Annotated in this window: 8 protein-coding genes; 1 reads left to right on the forward strand and 7 read right to left on the reverse strand. The window is 61.3% G+C overall.

Annotated features, from left to right (window positions below):
- Nucleotides 1–290, reverse strand: a 290-nt coding sequence (locus ACMLHG_RS16025) for a prepilin-type N-terminal cleavage/methylation domain-containing protein (RefSeq protein ID WP_417171134.1), incomplete at its 3' end; no start/stop codon positions are given.
- A gap of 133 nt (nucleotides 291–423) precedes the next feature.
- On the opposite strand from ACMLHG_RS16025, the gene ACMLHG_RS16030 reads away from it, so the two are divergent.
- Complete coding sequence (locus tag ACMLHG_RS16030) at nucleotides 424–1,560, forward strand: helix-turn-helix domain-containing protein (RefSeq protein ID WP_294432978.1); 1,137 nt, start codon at nucleotides 424–426, stop codon at nucleotides 1,558–1,560.
- Between the two features lie 14 nt (nucleotides 1,561–1,574).
- Here the strand turns inward: ACMLHG_RS16030 and ACMLHG_RS16035 are convergent, their stop codons facing one another.
- From ACMLHG_RS16035 to dnaA, 6 genes are all read right to left on the reverse strand, one after another.
- Complete coding sequence (locus ACMLHG_RS16035) at nucleotides 1,575–2,522, reverse strand: 4Fe-4S binding protein (protein WP_294432976.1); 948 nt, start codon at nucleotides 2,520–2,522, stop codon at nucleotides 1,575–1,577.
- Entirely contained in the window at nucleotides 2,519–3,424 is a 906-nt protein-coding gene (locus tag ACMLHG_RS16040; RefSeq protein WP_417171135.1) for a 4Fe-4S binding protein, read from the reverse strand. The genes ACMLHG_RS16035 and ACMLHG_RS16040 overlap by 4 nt, the downstream gene beginning before the upstream one ends.
- Nucleotides 3,425–3,436: 12 nt before the next feature.
- Entirely contained in the window at nucleotides 3,437–4,507 is a 1,071-nt protein-coding gene (locus ACMLHG_RS16045) for a hypothetical protein (RefSeq protein ID WP_417171136.1), read from the reverse strand.
- Nucleotides 4,504–5,538 (reverse strand): hypothetical protein, encoded by a 1,035-nt coding sequence (locus ACMLHG_RS16050; protein ID WP_417171137.1) that lies wholly within the window; start codon nucleotides 5,536–5,538, stop codon nucleotides 4,504–4,506. The genes ACMLHG_RS16045 and ACMLHG_RS16050 overlap by 4 nt, the downstream gene beginning before the upstream one ends.
- 63 nt (nucleotides 5,539–5,601) lie before the next feature.
- A complete protein-coding gene (locus ACMLHG_RS16055; protein WP_295812312.1) occupies nucleotides 5,602–6,597 on the reverse strand; it encodes a LacI family DNA-binding transcriptional regulator in 996 nt (331 codons plus the stop codon).
- A gap of 113 nt (nucleotides 6,598–6,710) precedes the next feature.
- On the reverse strand, nucleotides 6,711–7,796 hold a 1,086-nt coding region (gene dnaA, locus ACMLHG_RS16060), incomplete at its 5' end, for a chromosomal replication initiator protein DnaA (protein ID WP_417171138.1).

Consider the following 7,796-nt stretch of genomic DNA (forward strand, 5'->3'; position numbering starts at 1 on the left):
TTGCCGCCGTTCAGATTCTCGTCATGGCACGGTTTAAAAAACCAGCCCTCCGCCGCGTTGATCTCAATGGGGAACCAATCGTTGAAATCGTTGGAATACATTCCGATACATGTTCCGACCTGCTTCTGGTTCGAAAGGCAGGTCGACGCCCGCGCGGTGGTGCGCGCCGAGTTGAGCGCCGGCATCAGCATGGCCGCCAGAATCGCGATGATCGCGATTACGACGAGGAGTTCGATAAGCGTAAAACGATGAATTTTCCAGTTGCTCGATGTGCCGCTGTTTTTCTGCATGGTCTCCTCCTTTATGATGAACCCGGCCTGTGATGTTTTTCGGTGTTTCTTTTTACATTATACTTGAAACAAATAAAAAAGTCAATATATTGTTTATTGGTAGTGGTATATTGTTTGTGCACTTGAGGCGGCGATGAAACATGTGCTCTGTGCTCTCCGGGAGCCGAATGAAGTCTTGTTGAATCACATCTACGAGTTCGGACGTCTGCACGGCTGGTCGGTGGAGTGCTGTGGGGAGAAGATTCCGCGGCGCTGGTTCGGCGACGGGGTGCTTTCGGACTATCTGACGCAGAAGGAGTTGTCGGTGATCGACCGCTTCGAGCAGACACCGGTGGTGTCGCGGATTCTGCTGCCGCGAAGGAATATCCGGACGGTCCGCCCCGACACCGAACGGATTGCATCGATGATCGCCGATTACTTCATCGGCAAGGGGTTTACCCGTTTCGTCACTACGCCGCCCAGCGTTCCGGCATCGATGTTGGACGGCAAGCCGCGTCACATCCAGACCGCGTTGAAGCTGGCGCTTGCTGAACGGAATTTTGCATTGATTCAGCCGAAATTCGCCTTCGATTCCGAGTTGCAGAAGGACTACCGGCACGGCTCGGAAAAATTGCGGGATTTCTTCGGTTCGATCGAACGGCCGTTCGCATTGATCCTGCCGAGCCCCCGCCGCCTTGCGCTGGTCTACCGGATTCTGGACGACCTGTGCGTGCGGGTGCCGGAGGAGGTCGCCGTCATGGTCAATACTGACAATCCCATGATTACGGAGAATGCCGCCGTGCCGACCAGCTGCATCAGCGGCGAATTCGGCGAACTGGCCAGCAAGATGGTTGAGCTGCTCGAACGGATGATGGCGGGGGAACCGGTGCCGGAACGGATGGTCTATTCCACCAGCGCCGGGGTGATCTCCCGCCGCAGCACCGATACACTGGCGGTCGCCGACCTGCGGCTCGCCCGCGCGGTGAGCTTCTTTCTGCAGAACTATATGAACCTCATCGGCGTGGAGGATGCCGCGGGAGTGGCCGGCGTTTCGCGCGGCATGCTGATCCGGCTCTTCCGGAACCATTTCGGCAAAAGTCCGAGCCGTTTTCTGCTGGAGATCCGGCTCAACCAGATCCGCCATCTGCTGGACAGTACCGATCTCACGCTTGCCGAGATTGCCCGGCGGTGCGGCTACGGCTCCGATATGGCGCTTTCGCTTGCATTCCGCCGGGAGACCGGCATTCCGCCGGGCGAGTACCGCAACTCACGGCGCCATATGGAGCCGTGAGGATTGCGGTTGAATCATTTCGGTTCGGGGAGCAACGGCAGTTTCCACGCTTCGCGCTTGCGGAACGGCGTGCGGAACTTGCGCTTGAGCACCCCTTTCTCTTCCAGATGGATGTAGCAGGCGGTGTCGCACGCCTTCCCGCAGATGCTCGCCGGGTAGCAGTGCTTCATCGGCGGGTAGAAGGTGATGTGCTCCATCACCTCGCGCGCCCGTTCCGGCGTGAGCTGCGCTTCTCCGGCGATGATCGCGAGCCGGTCCGGATCGCCGGCGAGGAACTCCGCCGGCATGAAGGGGTTGTAGTGCATGTTCGCCCCGATGTAGTAGGCGGCGCACTGCCAGCGGTCAAGTTTCCCCTCCTTGCTGAGCGCGTGACCCGGGCAGGCCTCGACGCATTTGCCGCAGTGGTCGCAGAGATGAGGCTCGACGATCGGGTCCGGCTCGATTTCGGCGTCGGTCAGCAGAAAGACGTAGCGCTGAAAGGGGCCGAAGTCATCGGTGAGCAGCGTGCCGGAGAGCCCGCGTTCGCCGAGTCCGCAGAGGACGGCGCACGCTTCGAAATCGAGCTGTTTCTCCGCCGTTTTCCCCCGGTAGATCGCCTGGAATTCGATCTCCGGATTGGTGCTGTCTTCCTCCTCCATGATGGTCTGGTTGCGGCGCTGGGGGAGGGCTTCGAAGCCGTGGTCTTCCAGAACCGCGCAGGCGCGGAGCAGAGCCATCGGCATGACCGTCTCCTCCATGGTTTCGACGCCGCAGGTGGTGTACTGATAGTAGGTGGAACCCTCTTCAATCCCCCGCCGGGCGCCGCGGAGCACGCGGAATGCCGCGCCGATCACGGTCTTCGTTCCCGGAAAAATCTCCCGCACCGCCTCGTTTTCGAACCGTTCGACGTTGCCGAAACGGACGAGGTCGGCGCCGTTCTTCCGGAACACTTCCACAAGTTCTTCCTTGAGCGTGTGATTCATAACAGATTCTTCTCTTTTAAGTGGTTGTAACAGGCGATGTCGCATTTCTTCCCGCACAGGCAGGGGGCGTATCCGGTCCGGTGGGGCAGAAAATCCAGCTCAGGATAGAGTGCTCGGGCGCTCTCCCGGTCGAACACCTTTGTCCCGTCGAGAATGGCTTCGCGCTTCGGATTCCCGGCGAGGAAATCCTTCGGCTGGAACGGATTCGACCGGTGTGCGCCGCGGTAGTACACCGCGCACTGCCAGGTGTTGACGCCTTCCTCCAGCGAGATCGCGTGGCCGGGACAGGCTTTGACGCATTCGCCGCACCGGTCGCACAGCGACTGCCCGAACGGCGCGTCGGTCTCGAGCGGCGCATCGGTCACGATGAAGACGAAACGGACGAACGGGCCGAACTTCGGCACGATGATGTTGCCGGCCGCACCCGCCGCACCGAGTCCGCAGATCTGCGCCGCCTGGGCGAAGTCGATGATGATGTCCGGCGCCGGTTTCCCCGGGGCAACCGGTTCGGCGTGAACCAGTTCATAGGTGTCGATCAGCTCCGGATTGGTGGTGTGATCCCCCTTGATGCGCAGATTGGAGACGTTGCGCTGGAGACAGGCGTCGTACCCTTCGTCTTCGATCAGTCCGCCCATCTTGAGCAGGAAGATCTCCGCAAGCTCCTCGTCGATGTATTTGACGCCGAGCTGGGTGTAGTTGAAGAACTGCCGCTGCGAGTCCATCGCCCGGTAGAGGGCGCGCGGCACCCGGAAGCCGCAGCCGATGATGCACTTCGCCTTCGGCAGAATCTGCAGCGGGTCGCGCTGGGGATTGGTTCCGGCGAAGAGGCTGATATCGCCGATGCCGACGAGATCGGCGCCGAATTCCAGCGCCTTTTTCTTGATGATTTCGCTGTTCAGCATGATGATTCTCCTCTAGCGATCCATGACCCAGGCTTTGCCGGTGCGGAGCGGTTCCTTGAAGCGGTGCTCCATGCAGCCGCCCTTTTTCTCCAGCATGCTCACGCAGGCGCGGATGCAGCCGCCGCACTTGGCCATGTTGTAACCGACCCAGGTGGGGAAGTATTTCTCCAGCGCGCCGTAGACCTTCATGATCTCCTTTTCGTTGGCCGGAGCCTTGCCTTCGAGCAGATCGAGACAGCCGTTCTCGTTCTTGTCGAACACCTCTTTCGGCACGAACGGGTTGAACTTCCGCCCGGCATGGGTGTAGAAGGCGTAGCATTTCCACTCGTCAAGCTTGCCCCATTCGCACTTCTTGCCGCCGACGTTGACGACGATGCTTTCCGTCTTGCTCAGACACTGGCCGGGGCACTCGCGAACGCAGGCCATGCAGCGGCGGCAGATCGGCGGCCCGGAGTACATCGGATCCGGTTCGAGCGGAGCGTCAGTGAAGAGAAAGGCCACCCGTTGCAGCGGGCCGAACTGCGGCGTGAGGAACATCTTGCTCCAGCCGATTTCGCCGAGGCCGCAGGCGACCGCCGCCAGCCGGAAGTGGAACTGCAGGTCGGGCGCGACGTTCCCCTCGCGGACCGGACGGGTGAACTGCACGGAGCGGTGATGGGCGGTCTTGGTCTTAGCCTGTTCCATCACTTCGATCTGCTCTTCCGGCGAGAGGGTGTTGCCGGGCGAGCCATCCATGTCGGAGACCACGCCCCGCGCGCCGGTGTTGCGGTAGACCGCCGCTTCATAACCGTGATCCTCGATCAGTTTGCCGAGCGAGTAGAGTACGGCGGGAGCGTAGATCTCGTTGATGCCGCCGTAGGCCATCGACGGATACTGGTAGAACTGGGTTCCCTCCTCGATGCCGCGCTGGACGCCGCGCGGAATGCGGAATACCAGCCCGATCACCCGGGTCGCCTCGGGGAAGATGTACCGCGGGTCCATCTCTTTCGGGACGCCTTCGAACCGCGCCATGTCGCCGATGCCGCAGAGGTCGGCTCCGGCGGCCAGTGCGGCCTGCTTGACCATTTCGCTTGTCAATGTCATATTTCATCTCCGATGGTTGGAAGTTGAATCAGGCTCTGTTCGAGCGCGGCGGCGCAATAGCCGCATTCCGCGCAGTTTTGGGAGCAGTGAAGCACCGTCCTGCCGAAATCGATGGGCAGGCGGCCGTTTTCGATCACTGCCGGATAGAATCGCTCGGCGTGGTTGGGTTCGAGCAGTTCCGGGAGATTGCCGGAGAAACGGCCCCCGAGATAGGCCTCCAGCACGGCCACGGGGTTGCGATTGGTCCGGGTGGCGAGCTTGACCGCGTCGAAACAGGATTCGTAGAGCGGCAGATCCTCCGGGCGGATGAAGTTGGTGTCGCGCAGAAAGTTCCGCCGCTTCTCCGGTTTCGAAAGGTGGTCGAAGCAGACCCCGCGGAACTCGTAGGCGTTGTCCATTTCGGCGATTTCATGTTCGTGGGCGACGAGATTGTCGTGGAAGTTGTGCGCCGAGCAGAAGTTGAGACAGCCGCTGTTGGCGAGGCAGTAAAGTTTTTTGCCGTTGTCGTCGCACCAGCGGCGCAGTTCGCAGATCTTCGCGAAATCGCGGTTGAGTTCCCGTTTCAGATAGTAGCCGTCGAACCAGTCGGCGAGATACTCCATCCCCTGCACGGTGCCGATCTCCATGTTGACCGAGGCGCGCACTTCGACTTCGGGGAAGTTGGTCTTCAGGAACTTCGCGATCAGCGGCGAAGTCGTCGTCACCGAGGCGAGTCCGAAACGATTGCGGATCCAGTCGGCCGCGTCGCCGATCTCCTGAAAGAACGCCCGCGACTGGCTGCGTCGGCCGTAACAGTTGCCGTTGAGCAGCAAATTGAGGCCGATTCCGGCGGCGGAGAACTCCGCGAGCGCCTCGACCAGCTTGTTCCGCACTTCAAAAGGCTGTTCGCCCGGAAATCCGGTCAGCGTGCCGCGTCCGTTCGGCAGATCGCCCCACGGAAAGTACACCTCGGCAATCGCCTCCCGGTGCGCCAGAATCGCATCGAGAAAGTCCCGCGTCGGCCGCGGCTGGTATCCTACGGTGAATTTCATCTTTTTTTCTCCGATACAACGTTAGAGCAATGCAGTGTTTTTCAATGGTTCACCATATTGTGTTCAAGTGAGTGACAGGCGCGCGGGGATCGGCAGCTTGCTGCCGAAGAGGTCGCGCGGAAGAAATTCCGCCGGGAGCCGGAGGTCGGCGACGGGGTGCGCAGGATCATCCAGCCGATGGATCAGCGCCGCGACCGCCTCGTGGATCAGGGCGCGGCTGGAGCTGTGAATCACACCGGCGATGTGCGGGTCGCGGAGGAACGGGCCGGCAAAGTTGCAGTGCAGAACAATCTCCGGATGATAGCCGGGGAATTCCTCCGCGAGCAGTTCGAGCAGCATGGTCGTGGTCTGCCAGCCGTTGGTGAGGATGGCGCCGGGGGCGGTGCGGCAGATGGCGCGCAGAGCATCCATCCGTTGTTCCTCCTCCATCGGTATGATCGCGATGCGGGGAGCAACAGCGTTCGCTTCGCACGCCTCCCGGAACTCTTCCGGCCAGCTGGAGTGTTCGAAGAAAAGTCCGGTTACTGTCGCGTGATTCCGGGCGCGGAACCATGCGACCGCTTCGCACAGCGGCTGTTTGAGATCGATGCCGGCAGAGGGGATTCCCGCCTGCACTTGATCGGTGATCGCCAGCAGTGTTCCCCGGGCGCACAGCTGCAGTGCCGCCGGGTCTGCCGGTTCCAGCGGGGCGTTGCAGAGAATTGCATCCGCCTGCCGGTCGAGCAGGCTCTGCAGTGCCTCCCCGGTCTCCCCTTCGCCGCAGAGCGAGATCAGCAGCTGATACCCGGCCGTGTTCGCTTCGCGCAGTGCGGCGTCGGCGAAGTGGGCGAAGTAGGCGTTGGTCAGATTGCCGATCACCAGCCCCAGCGTGCGGGTGCATCCCCGGCGGAGCGAACGGGCCGCCGCCGACGGCCGGTAGCCGAGTTCGGCGATGGCGCGGTCGATGCGCTCGCGCGTCTCCGGCGTCATCCGCGCCTGCGGATTCCGGTTCAAATATTTGGAGACCAGCGTAAAGGAGACTCCCGCCAGTTTGGCGACATCTTTCAGCGTCGGCTGCATTCCGAATCGAGATTCCTGATTGCTCTATCGTTAGATCAACTCTGAGAATAAAATAACACCTGTCGGAATTTTTTCAACTCCGGCAGGTGTTTTTTTTGAGAATTTTTCGTGATTCAGCCGCGCTGGAGCTGTCGTTTGAGCTGGGTGATGGAGCGGCGGATGATCTCGTTCTCCGAGCAGAGCTGCGGCACCTTCTTTTCGGCGTGGAGGATGGTCGCATGGTTGCGCCCGAACGCCGCACCGATTTCGGTGGAGGAGTTGGAGGTCAGCTCGCGGCAGAGGTACATCGCGATCATGCGCGGCTCGGCGACGGTGCGGGTGCGCTTTTCCCCGAGGATATCGGAGAGGGTGATCCCGAAGTGACCGGCGACGGTGCGCTGAATCGATTCGATCGAGATGTCGCGGGCGGCGCTCTCCTGGGCGAGCTGGCTGTGGAGCAGCTCTTCGGCCTGCTCGATCGTCAGCTTGTCGTTGCCGCTGAACGACGCATAGCTCGCCAGCCGGATGAACGCCCCCTTGAGGCGGCGGACGTTCGAGGAGATGTTCGCCGCGAGAAATTCGAGGAACTCGTCGCCGAGCGGCGCCTTGCTCAGGATGTCGTTGCGCCACATCCGCAGGATGGCGAGGCGCGCCTCATATTCCGGAGCGCCGACTTCGGCGGTCATGCCCGATTCAAACCGGGATTCGAGCCGCTTGTCGATGTCGGAGATTTCGCACGGCTGCCGGTCCGAAGTCAGGATGATCTGCTTGTGCTGGCCGTAGAGCGTGTTGAAGAGGTTGAAGAACTCCTCCTGCATCTGCGTCTTCTTGGCCAGGCTGTGGATGTCATCGACCAGCAGCACATCCACATCGCGGACCGAGGAGCGGAATTCACTCAGACTCTTGTGCTGCTGAAGCAGGTTGTAGAAATCGTTGAGCAGCTCGTCGCAGGTGGCGTAACGGACGACCATCGCCGGATTGCGCTTGTGCACTTCGGCAGTCACCGCCTGAAGCAGGTGGGTCTTGCCGACGCCGCTGGCGCCGTAGAGGTAGAGCGGATTGTAGACGCCCGGTTCCTCCGCGGCGGTTTTGGCGGCGGCGAAGGCGTAACGGTTTTCCGCACCGACGATGAAGTTTTCAAAGGTGTGCTCGGCAAGACAGTTCTGCGGACCGGGCCGGGGGATGAGCTTCTCGCGGGCCGGCCGGGCGGGCCGTTCCGG

Origin of the sequence: Victivallis sp. (assembly GCF_048170485.1) — a bacterium.
GTDB lineage: Bacteria > Verrucomicrobiota > Lentisphaeria > Victivallales > Victivallaceae > Victivallis.

Excerpts from the sequence above, each read along its gene's own strand:
- ACMLHG_RS16030 (WP_294432978.1), top strand. The coding sequence starts at position 424 with ATGAAACATGTGCTCTGTGCTCTCCGGGAGCCGAATGAAGTCTTGTTG.
- ACMLHG_RS16035 (WP_294432976.1), bottom strand. The coding sequence starts at position 2,522 with ATGAATCACACGCTCAAGGAAGAACTTGTGGAAGTGTTCCGGAAGAAC.
- ACMLHG_RS16040 (WP_417171135.1), bottom strand. The coding sequence starts at position 3,424 with ATGCTGAACAGCGAAATCATCAAGAAAAAGGCGCTGGAATTCGGCGCC.
- ACMLHG_RS16045 (WP_417171136.1), bottom strand. The coding sequence starts at position 4,507 with ATGACATTGACAAGCGAAATGGTCAAGCAGGCCGCACTGGCCGCCGGA.
- ACMLHG_RS16050 (WP_417171137.1), bottom strand. The coding sequence starts at position 5,538 with ATGAAATTCACCGTAGGATACCAGCCGCGGCCGACGCGGGACTTTCTC.
- ACMLHG_RS16055 (WP_295812312.1), bottom strand. The coding sequence starts at position 6,597 with ATGCAGCCGACGCTGAAAGATGTCGCCAAACTGGCGGGAGTCTCCTTT.